The organism is Polyangium sp. 15x6, from assembly GCF_029960785.1.
GTDB lineage: Bacteria > Myxococcota_A > Polyangia > Polyangiales > Polyangiaceae > Polyangium.
Genome location: NZ_JASBQE010000008.1, coordinates 54,963 through 74,962, shown reverse-complemented (window position 1 = coordinate 74,962; position 20,000 = coordinate 54,963). Strand labels below are relative to the sequence as shown.

Here is a 20,000-nt window from a genome sequence, read left to right as displayed (position 1 = left end):
GTCGCACGCATGCGCGCGATCCAGCAAGGCGCGATGTTCCCAACTTCAGAAGAAGGCCGCCGCGCAGGCCGTCAAGCATTCGACGTGGATGCGCGCGCCCGAGGCCCGATCCCCGAGCCGTGCACCCGGACGAACCCCGGAGGAGCGCCCGGAGAGGCCGGAGCAAGCGAAGCCCGTCGGGCGCGGCCACGAACGCGCTTTCCCGGAGGCGCGCGTTGCGATAAACGAAGTGTATACCGTGGGATCCAGCACTTCGAGCAGTGGACGCGATGCCCTCTCCTCCGCGCGCCGCGCCGCGCCCGCCTCGCTCGCCGCCGCGGGCCGCGCCGCAGCGTCCGAAGCAAGAGCGCCGCAAGCGAGCCCTCAAGGCGGATCATCCGCGTCGTCCACGCGCCCGCGCGGTCGGCCCAAGGGGCCATTCACGCAGCACCGGCGCCTCGACACGCTGCGCGCGCTTTTGCAGCGGCACCCGAAGGGCCTGACGATCTACGAGCTCGCCCGCGAGCTCGACGTGACGCCGCGATCGATGCGCCGCTACCTAGCGGAGGTGCGGCGCGATCTCGATCTCGTCTCGACCACGAGCAAGCCCGGCGGGACGCGCCTCTGGCGTCTCGCCCCCGGCGAAGCGCCCCGCCGCGTCGAGGTCCGCCGGACGCAGGCCTACGCGCTGCTCGCCGCGCGGCGCTTGTTCGAGCCGATGCGCGGCTCGACGCTCTACGAAGAGATCGATCTCGCAGCGCAGCAGCTCCTCGGCGTCGCGCGCCGCCCCGGCCGCGGCCCGAACGCAGGCGTGGCGGACGCGCGCCTCGAAGAGCGTTTCCTCTACCTGCCGTTCGCGCCGAAGGACTACGCGGCGCACACGGAGGCGCTCGACGATCTCTTCCAGGCGGTCGCCGATCTGCGGCCGCTCTCGTGCCGGTATCGCCGCGCAAAGGACGGGCGCGAAGACAAGGTCGTCATCCACCCGTACGCGATGGTGCTCTACAAGGACGCGATCTACTGCGTCGGTCTGCACGCCGGTCGCGGCGAGATCCGCACGTTCTTGCTCGACCGCATGCGCGACACCGAGTGCGCGACGACGGAGCGCTTCGACTTGCCCGCAGATTTCCGGGTCGAAGACTACTTCCAGGGGACGTTCGGCATCTGGTCGGGCGGCGCGTCGACGCACGTGGTGATCGACTTCAGCGCAAAGGTCGCCGACTTCGTACGGACCCGAAAGGTGCACCCGTCGCAGGTGATCGAGGAGCTGCAAGGCGGAGGCGTGCGGCTCTCGCTCGACATCGGCGACATGACGGAGCTGACGTCGTGGGTCCTCGGCTTCGGCGAGACGGCACGCGTGCTCGAGCCAGCCGATCTCGTGACGCGCGTGAAGCGAGAGCTCGAGCAGGCCGTGGCGAACTACGAGGCCGATCCCGAGGATCGGCCAAAGGTGAAGAAGAGCCGCTCGTCGTGAGGGGCTTTTGTTGGAGCCGCCGCGCCGGGGCTCTGCCCCGGGCCCCGCGGGGGCTGTTCGCCCCTCGACCCGAACCAGGGCAAGCCCTGGACTCGGGTTGGAAGAACCGCGCGATGCGCGGTTCTTCCACAGGTCGGTGGCAAGACCATCGAGGTTGATGTCAGCGCGGCTGTCTTGATCGGCAGACTCGTTGCCGGTCTTGCCTCGGCCTGTTCGATGAACTGCGCATCGCGCAGTTCATCGACCCCGGGTCCAGCGCTTGCGCTGGTCCGGGTCCAGGGGCGGAGAGCCCCTGGTGGGGCCTGGGGCAACGCCCCAGCGCAGCGGTCGCTCAGGAGATCGCGCGCATCGCCTCGTCGATCATCGCCTGATGCTCGCGCGGGTCGGCCCAGCGGGCGCGGCCCTCGTCCGGGAGGCGATCGATCGGATCGAAGTAGAGGTACTTCTGGCCGGGCTTGACGCTCGGGGCCTCGAAGATGCTGATGCCTGTGGTGCGATCGTAGAACTCGTAGGAGTGCACGTCGCGCTTGCCGCCGCCGCCGGGGGCGTCGACGACGACGGTCGGCGTGTTGAAGCCCGCGGTGGATCCGCGCACGTGCTTCTCGATGAGCTCGCCCGTGGCCACGGTGGTGCGCAGGTCCTCGGCGCCCTTCACGAGGTCGTGCACGTACACATAATAGGGCTGCACGTTGAGGTGGCCGAGGCGCTTGACGAGGAGCTTCATCGTCTCCGGATCGTCGTTCACGCCGCGGATGAGCACGCTCTGGTTGCGCACGCGGATCCCACGCTCGAAGAGCTTCTGCATCGCGTCGCGCGTGATGCCCGTGATCTCGTTCGGGTTGTTGAAGTGCGTGTGGACCGCGACCTCTTTGTGCAGCTTGCGGCCGAGGTCGGCGATGTACGTGACCGCGTCGATCCACTCGCTATCCGTCAGGATCTTCTGCGGCATCACGGCCGGGCCCTTCGTGGCGAGGCGGATGCGCCGGATGTTCGGCATGCCGAGCAGCGTCTCGCCAATCGAGCGAATCTGCTCGGGGCGCAGGTTGTACGCGTCGCCGCCCGAGACCACGATGTCCTCGAGCTCGGGCCGCGAGGAGATGTAGGTGTACGCGGCCCGCCAGCGATCCTCGTCGACCTTGAAGTGGGTCTTCTCGACCTCCTCGGTGTCGATGCCGACCGCATAACTGCGCGTGCAGAAGCGGCAGTAGACCGGGCAGGTATCGAGCGGGAGGAAGAGGGCCTTGTCGGTGTAGCGGTGCGTGAGCCCTGGGACCGGCGCGTCCGCGCGCTCGTGCAGCGAGTCGAGCCCGAGCTTCGGGTGATCCGGCAAGAAGCGCGATTTCAGCGGGATGAACTGGGTGCGCAGCGGGTCCCGATAGGGGTCGTTCCAGTCGATGAGCGAAAGCAGGTACGGCGAGACGCGCACGCTCATCGGCGCGCGGGCAAAGCCCTCGGTCGCGTCCTTGATGAACTCCTCGGAGACGAGATCACGCAGGGCTTCGAGTAGCTTGTCGGGCCGGGTGATCGATTTCTTCGACTGCCAGCGGTGATCGAGGAATTGCTCCTCGGTGACGTCGGCATAGGCGGGAATTCTCCGCCAGTCCGGCGCTTCCTTGAAGTTCTTGTACTCGAGCCTCGCCGGATCGACGGGGGGCTTGAGCGGGACGATTTCGTAGGTGCGTTTGCTGAGCTCGACGAGGCTTTGGGCAGTCATGGTGCGCCCCCAAGCGGGTGATTGACGGCGGCCCTCGGGCTCGCCCGGCTGACGAGCGCCATATAGAACAATCGGGCGTCCGTGCAACCCGCAGGAAGCGCCGATCTTAGCACAGGGACGGCCCCGGGGTCTCCAGGGACTCGTGATGCCTCCCGATTGCTGCGCTGCGTTGCATCCGCTCCCCGCGCGAGCAGGCGGGGGTGTGGGGGGCAGAGGAAGGCTCGCCTAGAGCATCGACCGGTTCGATGCTCGGAAGATCGCGAAGCGAGCTTCCCTCGGGACAAAAGAGCTAGAACATCGAGAGGTTGCAAACCGATCGATGTTCTAGCGGGCCGACCGGAGCCCCTCACCGTTGAGGGCCTTGAACGTGCGGTAATGGCCAACCACGCACCCGACGTACCCTTGCGTCTCTTCGTACGGCGGGATGCCCTGGTACTTCATCACGGCATTTTCGCCCGCATTGTATCCGGCCACCGTAAGCTCGAGATCGCCGTTGAACATGTTCGCGAGCACGCGCAGATATCGCGAGCCGCCGAGGATGTTTTCGCGAGGATCGAAGGCGTCACGCACCTGCATTCGCAGCGCCGTCGCCGGCATGAGCTGCATCAGGCCCTGCGCGCCCGTGGGCGAGACCGCGCGCGGATCGAAGTCGCTCTCGCACTTGATGACCGCGCGAATCAGCTCCTCCGGGAGGCGATAAAGACGCGCGCCTTCTCGGATCCACGAGTCGTACCGTCCAAAACGCTCCGGCGAACGGTCGCTCGGCATCGACACCGTGAAAAGCTGGGCGGCCTTCTTGCGCGATTTCGTGCCGTCCCCGCTCGTGATCCGATCCATCTTTCCGCCCGATTTTCCACCTTGGACGGGCTGGCTCGTGACGTGCACGTTTCCTTGCGCGTCCGTGTAGGTGTAAATATCGGCGCGCGCGTGGCCAGGGACGACGAGCAGCGCCGCCCCGAGGCCGAGGAGGCCGAGGACGGCGCGGGCGGAGGGGAGGGAAAAGGCGGCCAAGCGAGGCCAGGATAGCACACGATCGGGCGGCGGCATCAGGGGCCGAACCGGCGAGGTGGGCCGGAGCTTCCCGCGAACCGGGCGGCTCGGGGATCAGGGCCCCCAGAGCGACGTGGGCAGCGCGTTTCGATGCGAGAGCGCCAGCAAATCCATGAGCAGCGCCACCGTCACGTGCACGAGGAAGCCCGAGTAGATGCTCTTCGTGCGCATCGCGAGCGAGCCGAGCGCGATGCCCGCGACCACGGCGCCAGCCGCTTCGAGGTAAGGCTTGCCATAATGGATCATGCAATATGGCACGCACATCGCGAAGATCGCCCCGGAGCCGAGCGTCGTGCGCAGGCCCGAGAGCCAGAAGCCCCGGAAGAAGACCTCGAGCGCGAAGAACTGCGCAAAATACATCATCTCCCACATCGCGAGGTCGAACCACGAGCGGGAGCATTGCTTGTAGAACGGGTAATACGTGCCGAAATCGGGGGCCCGCGAGACGATCACGACCGCCGGGACCACGACCGCGAGGCAAAGCCCGTAGATCCACGCGTGCTTCAAGAAGCCGCGGACCCGTAAGCCCATGTCGAGCAGGCTGTCCCTCCGGAAGCAGATCTTCCAGATGATCATCGGGACGGCCACGTACCCGAACACGCGCGTAAATGCCCACCAGCCGTAGCCGTAGAGCTCGTTCCACTTGCGGAGATCGACACCGAATCCGCCCTGCTTTTCGAGCTCGCGCAGGAATGGCTTCAGGTGATTTTCATAGAAATCACGGCCGCCATAGTATTCCTGGAGCGTGAGCACGAGCGCGGTGGTCACGAAGAGCACCGCGGGGCGATAGTCGTACGAGCCCGAGGCGAGGGTTTTTCGCTGGTGCTCGTGCGCCGCGACGTCGAGCTCGCGCCAGGTGCCGCGGAAGAAGAACCAGAGGACGGGCGCGAGCGCGAGGTACGCGGCGACGGGGAAGAGGGCTTTGGTCGACGTCTCGAGGAGCGTCGGCGCGGCGCGCGCGCCCGTCGGGCCCGCCGCCGCGGCGAGGAGCGTCGAGGCGAGATCGAACATCGCGGCTCAGCTCGCCCCGGACGACGCAGCGATCAAGGAGAGCGCATGGTCGAGGCGCGCGAGGACGCGCGGCTTGCCGATGAGCGCGAGGACGTCGAAGAGCCCCGGCGTCGCCGTCCGGCCGCTGACCGCGACACGAACCGGCTGCGCCACGTCCTTGATCTCGAGCTTCTTCTCGGCGAGGAGCTCGCCGAACCGCGCCTCCAGGTTCTTCGCGGAGAAATCGTCGGTCGAGGCGAAGAGATCCCGCACGGCACGAAGGTGCGGCGCCTTGTCCGCAACGAGGAATTTCTTCACGGCCTTCTCGTCGTACACGGGCAGATCGCGGAAGAAGTAATCGAGCGCGTCGGCCGCGTCGGCGAACGTCTGCGCGCGCTCGCGGATGAGCGGCAGGACCGCGCGGACCGACTCGCGATCGGAGCCCGAAAGGCCGCGCTTCTCCAGGAACGGGAGCGTGCTGTCGAGGTAGAGGTCGTCGGGCGTGAGCGCAGGGGACTTGAGGTGCTCGAACGCGATCGCCGCGAGCTTCTTCGCGTCGAACTTGCCGTCGGCCTTGCTGCAGTTCTCCCAGCTGAACTTCTGGGCGAGGTCCTGCATCGTGAAGATCTCTTCGTCGCCGTAGGACCAGCCGAAGCGGACGAGGTAGTTGAGCAGGCCCACCGGGGAGATGCCGCGCTCGCGATACTCGCCGACGGAGACCGCGCCGTGCCGCTTCGAGAGCTTCTGGCCGTCGGGCGCGAGCATCATCGGCAGGTGCGCGAACTGCGGCGTCTCCGCGCCGAGCGCCTGGTAGAGCAGGATCTGCGGCGGCGTGTTGATCATGTGATCACGGCCGCGCGCCACGAGCGTGATGCCCATCGTGATGTCGTCGACGACCGCGCCGAGGTTGTAGAGCGGGACGCCGTCCGAACGCATGAGCACGGCGTCCTGCTGCGTGTTGTTCGGCGTGACGACCTCGCCGAAGACGAGATCCCGGTAGGTGACGGAGCCCGAGCTCGGCGCGCGGAAGCGAATGACGAACGGGCGATCGGGAGCCGGGCCCGTGCGGTCGCGGCAGGTGCCGGGGTAACGGAACTGGGCCTTCGGATCACGCGCCCGGAGGGCCTCGCGCTGGGCGTCGAGCTCTTCCTTCGTGCAATAACAACGATAGGCCGCGCCCGCCGCGATGAGCTTCTCCACGAACTCCTGGTAGATCGGGAGCCGCTCCATCTGCCGGTACGGGCCGTGCGCTCCGCCGACCTCGGGGCCCTCGTCCCAGCCGAGGTCGAGCCAGCGCAGCTCGCGCAGGATGATCGCCTCGTTCTCCGGCGTGCTCCGCTCCTGGTCGGTGTCCTCGATGCGCAGGACGAACGTGCCGCCGGTCTTGCGCGCCCAGAGCCAGTTGAAGAGCGCGGTCCGGACCCCGCCGATGTGGAGGTAGCCCGTCGGAGAGGGAGCGAATCGAACGCGAGGCTTGCCTTGTGCCATGGCGCCCGCGCTGTAGCATTTTTCGGTTCGATTGTCGGCCTCGGCGTGCTCACGCTCGGCGAGCGCGTGTATACCGTCGTGCTGCGAGCTCGCACGTGAAACGATTCCTGAAGCAAGCAGCGCTCATCGCCGGCAAGGACCTCGCCATCGAGCTGTCCACGGGCGAGATCGTGACCACGAGCGGGTTCTTCGCCGTGCTCGTCGCCGTCATCGCCTCCCTCGCGTTCTTCGCAGGACGGGAAGCAACGGAAGGCGTGGCGCCCGGGGTGATCTGGGTCTCCGTCGCGTTCGCGTCGGTGCTCGCCGTCGGGCGGACGTGGCAACGCGAGCGCGAGGAGAACGCGCTCGCAGGCTTGCTCGTGCTCCCCGTGTCGCGCGGCGCGATCTTCGCGGGGAAGGCCGTGAGCGTGGCGATCTTCGTGGGGCTCGTGGAGGTGATCGTGGTCCCCGTGAGCGCGCTGCTCTTCTCCGTCGATCTGATCCGGATGGCGCCGGGGCTCCTCCTGATCGCGCTGTTCGCGACGCCGGGGATCGCCGCGGTGGGGACGTTGTTCGGCGCGATGACGGTGCGCACGCGGGCGAGGGATCTCGTGCTCGCGAGCGTGTTTTTCCCGTTGCTCGCGCCGACGCTGCTCGCCGCCGTGGCCGGCACACGCGAGCTCTTCGGCGGCGCGGAGACGAGCGAGCTCTTCGATTACCTCGCGCTGATGGGCGTGTTCGGAACGGTGTTCACCGCAGGCGGCGTGGGGCTGTTCGATACGCTCATCGACGCATGACCGCAGCGGCGCAGCGCTCGGCGGCGGCCGTGATCAGGTCGGGATCGAAGTCGATGCCGGTGCACTCACCGACGGCCCAGATCCCTTCGCCGGCCGCGCCGTCTTCATCACACGCGACCGCGTAGCCGCGCGCCGGATCGAAGCGAACCTCGGCCCCGGCCTGCGCCGCGAGCTCGAACGCAGGAGCGCCGGGGAGCGCGAGGGCGAGGATCTCCGCGTCGATGCGGCGCTCTTCTTCGACGCTCTCGCGCAAGAGAACACGCTTCACTTGTCCCGTGCCCTCGACGCCCGCGAGGGCCGACGCCGCGGAGCGCACGACGCGATCCCCGAGCCGCCGCGCGAGCTCGTCCGCCCAGAAACCCTCGCCCGCGACGACGACGGGGCCGTCGGGCTCGATGCCGTACGCATGAAGGAGGCAGAGCGCGCGCGCCGAGAAGACGCCCGGAAGATCGTTGCCCGGGAAGGCCGCTACGCCGTCGTGCGCGCCCGTGGCAAAGACCTTGGCAGGCGCGCGCACCACGACGGCGCCTTCTTCCGCAGCGACGAGGAGGTCCCCGAGGTAGACGCCTGCCGCCGTGGCTCGCGAAAAGACGAGCTCGCCGGTCGCGCGGATCGATGCGAGGCGCGGCGCGTGATCGGGGAGGGCGAGGAGCGAGCCGCCGAGCGAGAGGCCATCGTCGACGACCACGACACGCGCGCCCGCGGCGCCGAGCTTCTGCGCGACGACGAGGCCCGCGAGGCCCGCGCCCACGACCACGACGTCGGCCTCGAGAATACGCGCGGGCCGCGGCGCCTCGATCTCCGAGGGCATCCGCCCGAGCCCCGCGATCTTGCGGGCCATCGTCTGCATGAGGGTTCCGAGCGCAGGGACGCCGGCCATGAAGTGGTGATGGTCGATGCCCTTCGGGAAGAACCAGTCCGTCACGCGCAGGAGGTCGGCCTGGCGTGAGCCGACGACGTTCTGGGCCTCGATCTCTTCTGCTCCCCGGGTCGCGTGGAGGCACGTCATCACGTTCGGCGTGCCGTCGACGCGCATGAGGCAGCCGTCACACCCGCCCCGGAAGCAGCTCGCGCTGCGCGGGCGGTGGAGCTTGGGGCTCCGCGCCAGGATGAACTTGTCCTCGGCGAGGAGCGAGGCAGCGAGCGGCTCGCCCCGCTCGGCCCGCACCGGCGAGCCGTCGAGGTGGATCGTGACCGGATCTCGGAAGGCCCGCGTACGCCGGAACATGGGCCAGGGCCCTATAGCACGGCAAACTCGGGGGTGGCCCCCGCAAACAAAGGTCCACGAGGACTCGCGCCTGATCTACCCTCTCGAACCGATGCGCCTAGGCATCCTCGGACCGGCCAACAGAGATCTGCCCGCGCTTGCACGGGCGGCACAGCTCCTGCTGGACGAGGTCCAGGTCGACAAGATCATCTACCTGTCCGACGACGGCGCGCTCGATCTCGTGGCGAAGGCCTGGGCGTACCAGCTCGTCGACGCGAACCCGAGCGAGGACCTCCTCTTCTCCCGCGCCGCCGTGCGATGCGCGCGCGCGACGCCGGAGGCGATCGACGCGTACGTCGCGGCCGAGCGCGCGCGGTCGCGCCTGCGCGCGCTGACGAGCATCCCGAGCCGGCAGCTCCGTTCGATCGAGCTCGTCGATGGGCGCGTGGCGGTGTTCGTCTACGACAAGGCGATCCTCGATCAGGACGACATCGCGGCCGCGAGCTTGCTCGTGTTCGGGCGGAGCCAGGAGCCGACGATGAAGCGGATCGGCTCGAGGATGTTCGTCTCGCCGGGGCCGATCGGTACGCCGGGCGGAGGCATGGCCGTGCTCGAAGAGGCGGAGTCGGGCGGGGTGCGCGTGGAGATCCGGAACGCGAGCGGGGCGGTCACCGCAGAGGACATGCTGGGCGGAGGGCCAAGCCTGCCCGGCATCAAGATGCGGGTGCAGGATGGCAAGAGCAGCGGATGAGCCGGGGGCGCCCGTGCCCGCGCCGCGGCGTCGGGTCGCCGTGTTCGGAGGGAGCTTCAACCCGCCGCATGTCGCGCACGTGCTCGCGGCGGTGTACGTGCTGTCGACGGAGCCCGTGGACGAGGTGCTCGTGGTGCCCGTCTACAGGCACCCGTTCGCCAAGGAGCTCGCGCCGTTCGAGGATCGCCTCGCGATGTGCGATCTCGCGTTCGCCTGGATCCCGCGCGTCCGCGTTTCCACCGTGGAGCGCGAGCTCGGCGGCGAGAGCCTCACGTTGCGGACGCTCGAGCATCTCGCGGCAGAGCACCCGGACTGGTCGATGCGCCTCTTGCTCGGCGCCGACGTGATCGCGGACCTCTCGAAGTGGCACCGCTTCGATCGGATCGAGGAGATCGCGCCGCCGCTCTTCGTGGGCCGCGCGGGCGTGACGACCGAGGACGCGCCGGAGCCGATGCTACCGAAGATCTCGAGCACCGAGGTGCGCGACGCGATCGGCTGCGGAAAGATCGAGCGCGTGAAGAAGCTCGTGCCGCGCGAGGTGCTCGCGTACGCGGCCGAGCGGGGGCTCTACCGGAGGAGCTGATGGCCGAGAAGAACCGGGTGTTCATCCTGGGCGCGGGCAAGGTCGGCGCGGGCCTCGCGCGGGCGCTGCGCAGCGCGGGGTACGTGGTGACGCTGCGCCCGCAACGGCGAGGGCTGCCTTCGCGGCGCATCGACGCGCCGTTCGTGATCCTCGCGGTGCGGGATCGGGATCTCCAGCCGCTCGCGGAGCGGATCCGGGACGCTGGATTGTTGGGGCACAAAAAGGCCGTGGTGGTGCATTGCGCGGGCGCGCTCGGCCCGGAGCCGCTCGCGCCGCTCCGGAGCGAGAACGTCGCGGTCGCGCAGATGCACCCGATGATCTCGTTCGCGTCGCCAGAGGTAACGCCGTCGCTCACGCGCGGGCAGCTCCACGTGGACGGAGACGCGCGCGCCGTGAAGGCCGCGTCGGCGATCGGGCGGAAGCTCGGGATGACGCCGCGGACCATCCCCGGGCTCGATCGCGTGCTCTATCACGCGGCGGCCGGGCTCGTGGCGAACGGGGCCGCGGCGCTCGCCGCGGGCGGGGTGGATCTGCTCGGACGCGCAGGCGTGCCGGCGGATACGGCGGCGGCCATGTTGGGCCCGCTCCTTCGAAGCGTCGCGGACAACGTGGAAACGATGGGTTTGCCGGCGGCGCTCACGGGCCCGGTGCGGCGCGGGGACGCGGCGGGCGTGGGGCGGCACCTCGAGATGCTCTCGCGCGCGGCGCCGCACCTCGTGCCGCTCTACGTGGCGGCCTCGAAGCTGCAGGTGCCGCTCGCGCGCGCCCTGGGCGATGCGCCAGCGGAAAGCTTCGACGCCATCGTCACGGTGCTGGAAAAGCCGCCAAGCGGCGCCTGAAAAACGTTGCGGTAGGCGAGCCGCCGACCGTAGGCTGGAGAAGCCGTGGCGGACGCCGAACCTCGCACTTCTCCGCTCGATCGGTCTTCACCCCAGGATGCTTCGGGTGTTCGCACCGAAGGTGTCTTCGGTGGGGAGGCCGGCGCGCTGCCTTCCGGGGCGGTGATCGCTGCGCCTTCGGTGCGCGCGACGCTCCGCGGGCTCGCGGCGGTCGATGATCTGCTCTGCGCGAAGGGCGCGAGCGGGCTCGTGGTGCTGCACGGGCCGCGCGCGACGCTGGAAGCCGTGGGCGCGCATGCGGCGCGGCGAGCGCAGGTGATCGGGCGCGCGTGCCTGCGGGTCGCCGAGGTCGCATGGGACGAACCCTGGCGCGAGATTGCCGCGCAGATGGGGATCGTCGACGTGGTGGAGCCGCGCCTCGTGGCCGCGCGCATCGCCTCTGCGGCGAACGGCGCGATGATCGTCGTGTCCGAAGGCACGTCGACGCACTGGGGACAGGCAGTCGTGGAGGAGATGGCGCGCCTCGTGAGCACCCCTCCCCGCGCGGGAGCGCCGCTCGTGCTCGTGCTGCGTGAGGTGGCGTCGGCGCCGGCGGGCGCGCGCCTCGTGCAGATCGATCCGATCGCGTCGCCCGAGGATCTGCGTCGCTTCTGGGAGGCGATCGCGCAGGCGGCCGAGCTTCGCCTCGGCGCGGAAGAGGGAAGGCTCGAAGCGCTGGAGCGCTGGTGGTCGGCCGCGCGACGCGCGCCGCTCGACGGGCGGGCCGAGCCGATCGCGCTCGAACCGGCGCAGAGGCGGCTCTGCGCGCGGCTCGCGCTGGCGCAGCGGAGCTTGCCTGCCGCGGAGGTCGGTCGGCTCGGCGCGAGCGCGGACGTGGAGGCGCTCGTCGCGCGGGGCGCGGCGACGATCGACGCGGCAGGCTCGATGAAGCTCACGGGGGCGGCGCCGATCGAGCTCGAAGTCGATCGCGACGATGCGATCGCGGTCGCGAGCGCGCTCGAAGCGGTGTTCCCGCTCGATCCCTGGGCGATGCTCCGCGCGGCCGAGCTCTGGGCGCGGGCAGGCGACGCGGAGCGGGCGGAGCTGCTCGCGACGCGCGCGCTCGCCGGCGTGGCAGAGCCGTCGGCGCGAGTGGATTTCTGGCGGCGCTGGGAGGCGGCTCTCGCGCTCTTCTCGGATGCGTCGACGACGAAGGCGCTCCTGCGCTCGGCGGAGCTCGCGCTTCGTGTCGGCGATGCGGAGCGGGCGACGGGGTTCGCGCGGGCCGCGGCGGCGCGGGATGGAAACGCGCCCGAGGTGATGATCACGCTCGGCAAGGCGCTCAGCGCCGAGGGGGATCTCACGACGGCGACGATCGTGCTCGAACGCGCGATGAGCCGCGCAGATGCCTCCGGGGCGCGCGCGCGTGCGGCCGTGGAGCTCGCGGAGGTCCGGTACACGGCCGGTGATCTCGAAGCGGCGCGAAGGTTTGCCCAGGAAGCGCAGGGCGGCGCGGCGGATCTCGCGACGCGGCTCGGGGCGCGCAACGTGCTCGGCAAGCTCTTGCTCGCGGCGGCGTCGTGGAGCGAGGCGGAGGCGCATTTCGCGGCCGACGCGTGGGAAGCGGCGTGCGGCGGGGAGGGAATCACGGAGCTCCGGGCGCGGCTCAACCGCGCGATCGCCGTGCTCTCCGCCGGCAGGCTCGACGAGGCGCGGCCGATGCTCGCCTCCGTGCTCGACGACGGCACGGCGCGAGGCGAGCACCGCGCGGTCGGGTTCGCCCTGACGAACCTCGCGACGATCGCGATCCTGAAGCGCGACTATCCGGAGGCCTTCCACCTCTCGGAGCGCGCGATCGAGGTCTTCCGCCGCATCCGCGAGCGGCTCTTCCTCGCCACCGTGATCCCGAACCTCGCGGAGCTCCGGCTCGATCTCGGGCTCGTGGCCGAAGCGGAGCAGACGCTCGCGTTCGGGCGGCAGGCGTGCGGGCCGGCGATCCCGGGGACACGCGCGCCGCACTTCGCGCTCGTCGCGGCGCGGATCCACCTCGCGCGCGGCAGGACGCTCGAAGCGCGGGCCGAGCTCGCGTCGGCCATCGCAGGCGCGAGCGGATCGAGCAACGGCGCGAAGCTCTGCGAGTGCCACTGCCTCGCGGCGCGTATCGCGCTCGACGATGGCAACGTGACGCGCGCCGCGCAGGCGATCGAGCGCGCGCGGACGCACGCGAGCTCGACGCTGGCGCGCGCGGAGGTCGCGCTCCTCGAAGCGACGCGGGCGCGCGCCGCCGGGGATCCGTGGGACGGCGCCGCCGAGGAGGCGCTCGATCTCGCGCGGGAAGCGGACGCGCCGGAGCTCGAACGCGAGGCCCGCGTGCTGCTCTGCCACGCGGAGCTCGCGCGGGGCGATGTGCGCGAGGCCGAGGTGCACCTGCAAGCGGCCCTCGCCTCGCGTGATCGCATGGCGTCGTCTCTGCCCGACGGCATCCGCGAGCGCTTCCTCGCGCGTCCCGAGCTTCGTGGGCTCGCGGCGCTCGAAGCGCGCGCGCCGCGCTCGAGCGAGTCGGGGCTCAGGCCTTGCGAGCGATGCGGCGAGGCGTCGTGCTCCGGCTGCTCCTCGCCGTCGTTGAACGCTCCCCCGCCGTCCCTCCGCGCGTCGCCGTCGCGCTCGTCCGTGACGGCCATCGAGCGGATCGTCGGGCGCGACGCGAGCATGCTCGCGCTGCTCTCGGCCATCAAGAAGGTCGCGAAGGCCGACACGACGGTGCTGATCCAGGGCGAGAGCGGCTCCGGCAAAGAGCTCGTCGCCGACGCGATCCACGAGATGAGCCCGCGCCGCACGGGCCCGCTCGTCAAGGTGAACTGCTCGGCGCTCGTCGAGACGCTCCTGCTCTCCGAGCTCTTCGGCCACGAGAAGGGCGCGTTCACCGGCGCGCAAGCGCGGCGCCGCGGCCGCTTCGAGCTCGCCGAGGGCGGCACGATCTTCCTCGACGAGATCGGCGACATCTCGCAGCGGACGCAGGTCGCGCTCCTCCGCGTTCTTGAGGACAAGAGCTTCGAACGCGTTGGCGGCGCCCAGCCGATCCGCGCGAACGTGCGGATCCTCTGCGCCACGCACCGCGATCTCCGCGCGATGGTGGCGCGCGGCGAGTTCCGCGAGGACCTCTACTACCGTCTGCGGCAGGTCGTCCTCGAGGTCCCCGCGCTGCGCCAGCGCATCGCGGACATGCCGCTCATCACGTCGGCCTTGCTCGCCCGCATCGCGCAGGAGCGGGGAGAGCCGCAGAAGCGTCTCTCGGATCGAGCGATCGAGGCGCTCATGCGCCACACGTGGCACGGCAACGTGCGCGAGCTCGAGAACGCGCTCCGCGCGGCGTCGCTCTTCGCGGAGGGCGACGTCATCGAGCTCGAGGATTTCACGACGAACGTCGAGTACATGCGCGGCGTGGCTGCCGAGATCACGAAGGGCTCGTCGCCGCCCTCGTCCGCGGAGCCACAGGACGCGCGTGGGGGAAGCGGGGGCTCTCAGCTCGCCGAGCGAAGATCGCAGGGGGAGGGCGATGCGACGCCGGTCGAGGTGACGTACGCGCACGTCCGCTCGGGCGTCAGCCTGAGCGACATGAAGCGGAAGATCGAGCGCGAGTGCATCGCGCGCGCGCTCGAGGAGAGCGGCGGGAACATCACCCGCGCCGCGGTGCTTCTGGGGATGAAGCGGCCGCGGCTCTCGCAGCTCGTGAAGCAGTACGGACTGGGCAGTGCGTCGGAGGACGGATCATGAACGTTGGGAGACAATCGCTCGGGCTCGGAGGACTCTTCGCACTCGTCGCGACGGTGCTCACGGGGTGTCTGGTTGCGCCTGACGAGAGCGCCGCGCTCGACGAGGTCACCGAGGAGCTCGCGGCGAGCTCTTCCGACGCGGAAGATCAGCCGGATCGTGGTTCCCCCGGCGTGCCCGACGAGCCGCCTCCGCAGACCGACGACATGCCCGATCCGCTGCCGTGGAACGAGGTCGTCACGGTGAAGCCCGGCGGGTGTGATCCCGAGACGCGCAGCGGCCCGGATCCGCTGCCGTGGGTCCCCGGCGCCGGCACGCAGAGCTCGCCGGGCACCGGGACGAAGCAAGACTAGGAGCACACCGGGCGATCGATCGGGGACGTCCCCGGGGCGGCGCGTTACGCTCTCGTCGTGCCGATAGGGATCGATCTCCGGACCCGGACCACGCTCGTCTGCGGCGCGCTCGCGCTCGTCATCGCCGTCTCGATCCTGCTCCGCGGGCGTGTCCGCACCGTGCACCTGCTCTTCGCGGCGTTCGCGGGTGACATCGGCCTCTGGTACCTGTCGCAGTCCCTCTTCGGCTTCTTCCAGCAGACGATCTGGGAGCGCTTCACCGCGATCCTCGCGGTGGCCCTGCCGCAGTTCGCGCTCCACCTCTTCGAGGCGATGATCCCGCACGAGGGGGATCGACCGAGCCGACTTCCGCGCCTCGCGGGCGTGCTCGCGATCCCCATGGTGCTGCTCGTCTTGAGCCCGAAGCAGGGCTTTTGGCTCGTGCGCGGCGCGGTGTTCTTCTACGTCTTCGCGTTCCTCACGGCGGGGCTCTGGGAGCTCGGGCAACGCGGCGCGCGGAGCGGCTCGCGCGCGACGCAGCGGCGCGTCCGCTTCCTCGTGGTCATCGGCGCGCTCGCCGGCCTCGCGAGCGTCGCGGATTTCGCGTGGTTTCTCGGCGTGAACCCCGCGCCCGTCGGCGCGGCCCTCAGCGTGGTGTTCCTGTTCATCCTGGCGCAAGCGCTCCGCCACGAGCGGCTGCTCGACGTCTACGAGATGCTCGCGCGCCTGCTCGTCGCCACGGCCGTCGCCTTTCTGATCGCGGGGATCTTCTACGTCCTCATCACGTTCATCGGCGGCTTCAACACGATGTACCTGAACGCCGTGCTCGCGGCGATCGTGATCCTCGTCCTCTTCGATCCGCTGCGCGAGCGCGTCGCCGAGCAGATCCAGAAGCTCTTCTTTCGAGATCGTTTCGACCTCGAACAATCCGTGGCCGACGCGCGGCGGCGGCTCGTGCACGTGCTCGAGCTCGACGACCTCGGGTCGATCGTGATGACGGCGCTCGAGCAGTCGCGGCGCGTGACGAAGGCGGCGCTCTATTTGCGCGACGCGGACGGCACGGGGTTCGACAAGCTCGCGTCGCTCGGCCAGGGCGCGCCGCCGCGGATCGAGGTGGCGACGGCGCGCGCGCTGCTCGACCGGATCGAGGTGGGGCCGCTCTCGCTCGAAGAGCTCAAGCGCGAGGTGCGCGAGCGCAAGGCGAGGGGCGCGCCCACGGACGCGTCGGAGGCGGTGCTCAGCGCGGCGGCGGTGCTCGGGGGCATGCGGGACGGCGCGGTCGTCCTGCGGATCCGGGCTGAGGGCAACGAGATCGTGGGGCTGCTCGTGGTGGTCGACGAGCGCGTGCGGGACGCGTTCTCGCCCGAGGAGATCACGCTGCTCGACGCGATCGCCACGCAGGTCGGCGTGGTCATCGAGAACTCGCGCGTCTACCAGCAGATGAAGGAGCGCGACCGGCTCGCCGTGCTCGGGCAGATGGCGGCGGGGCTCGCGCACGAGATTCGAAACCCGCTCGGCGCGATCAAGGGCTCGGCGCAGCTCCTCGCGGAGCCCGCGCCGGATGGGCGTGAGCCGGATCCGCAGTCGCGCGAGTTCATCGGCATCATCCTCGAAGAGGTCGAGCGGCTCGATCGGGTCGTCGGTTCTGTCCTCGATCTCGCGCGCGCGAACCAGGGCGCGGTGGTGCCGACCGACGTGAACGCGGTCGTGCGACGCACGCTCCAGGTGCTCTCGACCGAACGCGCGAACCAGGATCTGACGGTGGAGATGAACCTCCATTCGAGCCTGCCGCGCGTCGCGATCGATCCGGAGAAGCTCCGGCAGGTGCTCATGAACCTCTACCGGAACGCGGCGCAGGCCATGAAGGGGCGGGGGAAGATCACGGTGTCGACGCGCGTGCGGCTCGGCCGAGGGACGACACGTTCGGGGACGGGGATGGCCGACGAGCCCTTCGTGGAGCTCACGGTCGCGGACAACGGGCCCGGCATCTCGCAGAAGGTGCTGGAGAACATCTTCCTCCCGTTCTTCTCCACGAAGGAGAAGGGCACGGGGCTCGGGCTCGCGATCAGCCAGCGCATCGCCCAGGGCGCGGGCGGGCGTATCGAGGTGCGATCGTACGAGGGCAAAGGATCGACGTTCGCCGTGATCCTGCCGGCGGCGATGGACGCGCTCGGCGCGCCGTCCTCGACGCCGACGCCGCTCAGTCGTTCTGCATGAGGCCGCGGATCTTGCCGGTGGGCAGGAGCTTGACCCGCAAGGCGGAGGGCTCACGCGGCAGGCCCGGCATGGTCATCATGTCGCCGGTGAGCGCGACGGCGAAGCCCGCGCCGGCGCTCAGGCGGATCTCGCGCACGGTGACCTGGAAGTTCGTTGGACGTCCAACGAGCGCGGGATCGTCGGAGAGCGAGAGCTGGGTCTTGGCCATGCAGACGGGCACGCCGCCGTGGCCTAGCTCCTCGATGCGGCGGGCGTCGCGCTCGGCGGCCGCGGTGAAGGTGACGCCGTCCGCGCCGTAGATCGTGTGGGCGATCTTGGTGATCTTGTCACGCAGGGGCTCGCCGAGGTCGTAGACGAAGCGGGGCGCAGGCGGCGCGGCGTCGGTCGCGTCGGCGGCGCTCGCGACGGCCTCGGCGAGCTCGAGGGCGCCCTCGCCGCCTCGCATGAAACCTTCGCAGCGGACGGCGCGTACGCCGCGGCGCTGCATGGCCGCTTCGACGAGGGCGAGCTCCTCTTGCGTGTCGTTCGGGAAGACGTTGATCGACACGACGACGGGCAGGCCGAAGAACGCGGCCGAGTCGAGGTGTTTGTCGAGGTGCGCGAGGCCGAGCTCGAGCGCCCTCTCGTCGGGCTCCGCCGCGCGCTTGACCGGCGCGCCGCCGTGCATCTTGAGGGCGCGCAGCGTGGCCACGAGGACGAGCACGCGCGGGAAGACGCCCATCGTCCGGCACTTGATGTCGAGGAACTTCTCGCCGCCGAGGTCGAAGCCGAAGCCCGCCTCGGTGATCACGTAGTCGCCCGAGAGCAGGCCGAGGCGCGTCGCGAGGACCGAGGAGCAGCCGTGCGCGATGTTCGCGAACGGGCCGGCGTGCACGAGGGCCGGGCCGCCTTCGTCGGTCTGCACGAGGTTCGGCTTGATCGCGTCGCGCAGGAGCGCGGTCATCGCCGCGGCGGCGCCCACGTCGTTCGCCGTGATCGGCGCGCCGCTCGTGCTCTGGCCGATCACGATGCGGCCGAGGCGCCGCTCGAGATCCTCGGGCCCGTTGGCGAGGGCCACGATCGCCATGACCTCGCTCGCGGCCGTGATGTCGAATCGATCCTGCCGCGGCACGCCGTCGGCCTTGCGGCCGAGGCCGACGATCACGTTGCGCAGCGCGCGGTCGTTCATGTCGAGCGCGCGGCCCCACGTCACCTGGCGCGGATCGATCGCGCCCTTGTCGCCGAACGCGGTGTTGAAGTGACACGCGTTGTCGACCATCGCGGACAGGAGGTTGTGCGCGGTGGAGATCGCGTGGATGTCGCCCGTGAAGTGCAGGTTGATGTCGTCGGCGGGCACGAGCGTCGCGCGTCCGCCGCCCGTGCCGCCGCCCTTCACGCCGAAGACCGGGCCGAGCGAGGGCTCGCGCAGGCAAAGCACGGCGCGCTTCGCGAGGCGCCGCATGCCCATCGCGAGCCCGATCGACGTCGTCGTCTTGCCTTCGCCCGCGGGCGTCGGGTTGATGGCGGAGACGAGCACGAGGCGGCCCGCGCCCGCGGCGGGGCGCGTGAGGGCGGCGAGATCGATCTTCGCCTTGTTGCGGCCGTACGGCTCGACGTGATCCTCGGACACGCCGAGCTCGCGCGCGACGTCGAGGATCCCCTGGGGTCCGATGGGCAAAGCGCTCTGCGTAAGGGTCACGGGCCTCCTCGGTGCCTGCTGCGCAGGCGTCAGGTGTAACGGCGTTGCATGAGATCGTGGAGCGGGCGGCTCCCGCGCACGAGCGAGAGCGTGTGCTCGGCGTGGTCGTGGGCGTAGCCGTTGCCGATGAAGAGATCCACGTCGCGGCCGATGCCCTCGGCGCCGAGGGCGGCGGCCGTGAAGCTCGTGCTCATCGCGAAGTAGTACACCTTGCCGCGATCGCGGGCCGCGAGGATCGCGGCGAGCTCGACGCCGGGCACGTTCACGCACGAGAGCACGAGATCCGCGCCGCGGCCTTCGGTCAGAGGCGCGACCGCGTCACGCACGGCGAGCGGATCCCGCGCGTCGAGCGTCGCGACGTGATCGCAGATCCCGAGCGCGCGCAGATCGTCGGCGTAGGCGGGGAAGGACTCGATGCCGATCACCTTGCCCGTATCGCCGACGCGGCGGCGCGCCTCGGCCGCGCAGAGCAGGCCCGATTTGCCGCCCGCGCCGAGCACGACGACGCTGTCGCCGGGTCCGCAGAGGCGCGCGACCTGCGGCGCGGCGCCGGCCACGTCGAGCAAGGCGAGCACGAGCCGCTCGGGCATGTCCGTCGGGATGCGCGCGATCGGCGCCGTGAGGAAGACGGCGGCCTTGCCGACGACGTCGAGCTGCGCGGAGGCGGGGCGCACCGCGAGCACGCGATCGAGCCAGAGCGGCGTGAGCGAGAGCGAGACGAGCGTGGCGATACGGTCGCCTGGAACGAAGCCGCGCGTCGACGCGAGATCGCCGACGCGCTCCACGACGCCGAGCAGCATGCCGCCGGAGCCGGTGACCGGGTTGTGTTGCTTGCCGCGTCGCTTCACGGTTTCCAGGACGAGGGCCGCGACGCCGTCGGGATTTCCGCCGGAGGCCTCTTCCATCTGCCGGAAGCTCGCGGCGTCGACGTTGAGCGTCTGGACGTCGACGACGATCTCGGTCGCGTAGACCTTGGAAAAGTCGTTATCGAGCCGCTCAGCGGGCTGGGGGAGCGCACCTTTCGGCGCGATCACGCGGTGGGTCCCGAGGGGGTCTCCGGCAAGCGTTGTCACGAGCGCTCCCTTATCACGCCTTTCGCCCGGCGGAAGGCGCGGGGGGATCCCGCGAGGAACGCTTGACCCTCGCAGGCCTCGAACTCTAAAGTTTCAAGG

Annotated in this window: 15 protein-coding genes; 8 read left to right on the top strand and 7 right to left on the bottom strand. The window is 70.2% G+C overall.

The annotated features are described in order from the left end of the window. Positions 1–238: 238 nt before the first annotated feature. The gene (locus QHF83_RS08665) at positions 239–1,453 is read left to right on the top strand and encodes a WYL domain-containing protein (RefSeq protein ID WP_282417293.1); all 1,215 of its coding nucleotides are present in this window, start codon (positions 239–241) and stop codon (positions 1,451–1,453) included. 331 nt (positions 1,454–1,784) lie between these two features. Here QHF83_RS08665 and QHF83_RS08660 read toward each other — a convergent pair whose 3' ends face one another. From QHF83_RS08660 to gltX, 4 genes are all read right to left on the bottom strand, one after another. Continuing rightward, positions 1,785–3,167 (bottom strand): KamA family radical SAM protein, encoded by a 1,383-nt coding sequence (locus QHF83_RS08660; RefSeq protein WP_282417292.1) that lies wholly within the window; start codon positions 3,165–3,167, stop codon positions 1,785–1,787. A 324-nt stretch (positions 3,168–3,491) separates the two neighbouring features. Further along, on the bottom strand, positions 3,492–4,178 hold the full coding sequence (locus tag QHF83_RS08655) for a lytic transglycosylase domain-containing protein (protein WP_282417291.1): 687 nt from the start codon (positions 4,176–4,178) through the stop codon (positions 3,492–3,494). Positions 4,179–4,271: 93 nt separating this feature from the next. After that, entirely contained in the window at positions 4,272–5,228 is a 957-nt protein-coding gene (locus QHF83_RS08650) for a CPBP family glutamic-type intramembrane protease (protein ID WP_282417290.1), read from the bottom strand. Between the two features lie 6 nt (positions 5,229–5,234). Then, positions 5,235–6,695: a glutamate--tRNA ligase gene (gene gltX / locus QHF83_RS08645; RefSeq protein WP_282417289.1), complete on the bottom strand. Its 1,461-nt coding sequence runs from the start codon at positions 6,693–6,695 to the stop codon at positions 5,235–5,237. A 95-nt stretch (positions 6,696–6,790) separates the two neighbouring features. Here gltX and QHF83_RS08640 point away from each other — a divergent pair, with 95 nt between their 5' ends. After that, positions 6,791–7,471 carry a heme exporter protein CcmB gene (locus tag QHF83_RS08640; protein WP_282417288.1) on the top strand — a complete coding sequence of 227 codons (681 nt, stop codon included), beginning with the start codon at positions 6,791–6,793 and terminating at the stop codon, positions 7,469–7,471. On the opposite strand, the gene QHF83_RS08635 is transcribed toward QHF83_RS08640, so the two are convergent. Next, positions 7,458–8,699, bottom strand: a complete 1,242-nt coding sequence (locus tag QHF83_RS08635; protein WP_282417287.1) for a 2Fe-2S iron-sulfur cluster-binding protein — start codon at positions 8,697–8,699, stop codon at positions 7,458–7,460. The two genes, QHF83_RS08640 and QHF83_RS08635, sit on opposite strands and share 14 nt — an antisense overlap. Positions 8,700–8,790: 91 nt before the next feature. Here QHF83_RS08635 and QHF83_RS08630 point away from each other — a divergent pair, with 91 nt between their 5' ends. Genes QHF83_RS08630 through QHF83_RS08605 form a run of 6 tightly spaced genes read left to right on the top strand, consistent with a single transcriptional unit; the run spans position 8,791 to position 17,150 of the window. Next, positions 8,791–9,429: a hypothetical protein gene (locus QHF83_RS08630; protein ID WP_282417286.1), complete on the top strand. Its 639-nt coding sequence runs from the start codon at positions 8,791–8,793 to the stop codon at positions 9,427–9,429. After that, entirely contained in the window at positions 9,410–10,012 is a 603-nt protein-coding gene (gene nadD / locus QHF83_RS08625; protein ID WP_282417285.1) for a nicotinate (nicotinamide) nucleotide adenylyltransferase, read from the top strand. Before QHF83_RS08630 ends, nadD begins: the two co-directional genes overlap by 20 nt. Further along, positions 10,012–10,851, top strand: coding sequence for a DUF2520 domain-containing protein (locus tag QHF83_RS08620; RefSeq protein ID WP_282417284.1), 840 nt, complete (start codon positions 10,012–10,014; stop codon positions 10,849–10,851). Before nadD ends, QHF83_RS08620 begins: the two co-directional genes overlap by 1 nt. A 45-nt stretch (positions 10,852–10,896) precedes the next feature. After that, complete coding sequence (locus QHF83_RS08615; protein ID WP_282417283.1) at positions 10,897–14,604, top strand: sigma 54-interacting transcriptional regulator; 3,708 nt, start codon at positions 10,897–10,899, stop codon at positions 14,602–14,604. Further along, positions 14,601–14,954, top strand: coding sequence for a hypothetical protein (locus QHF83_RS08610; protein WP_282417282.1), 354 nt, complete (start codon positions 14,601–14,603; stop codon positions 14,952–14,954). The genes QHF83_RS08615 and QHF83_RS08610 overlap by 4 nt, the downstream gene beginning before the upstream one ends. A 57-nt stretch (positions 14,955–15,011) precedes the next feature. After that, on the top strand, positions 15,012–17,150 hold the full coding sequence (locus tag QHF83_RS08605; RefSeq protein ID WP_282417281.1) for an ATP-binding protein: 2,139 nt from the start codon (positions 15,012–15,014) through the stop codon (positions 17,148–17,150). Here the strand turns inward: QHF83_RS08605 and QHF83_RS08600 are convergent. After that, positions 17,134–18,828, bottom strand: coding sequence for a formate--tetrahydrofolate ligase (locus tag QHF83_RS08600; protein WP_282417280.1), 1,695 nt, complete (start codon positions 18,826–18,828; stop codon positions 17,134–17,136). The two genes, QHF83_RS08605 and QHF83_RS08600, sit on opposite strands and share 17 nt — an antisense overlap. 29 nt (positions 18,829–18,857) lie before the next feature. Continuing rightward, on the bottom strand, positions 18,858–19,901 hold the full coding sequence (locus tag QHF83_RS08595) for an L-erythro-3,5-diaminohexanoate dehydrogenase (RefSeq protein ID WP_282417279.1): 1,044 nt from the start codon (positions 19,899–19,901) through the stop codon (positions 18,858–18,860). Positions 19,902–20,000: the final 99 nt, after the last annotated feature.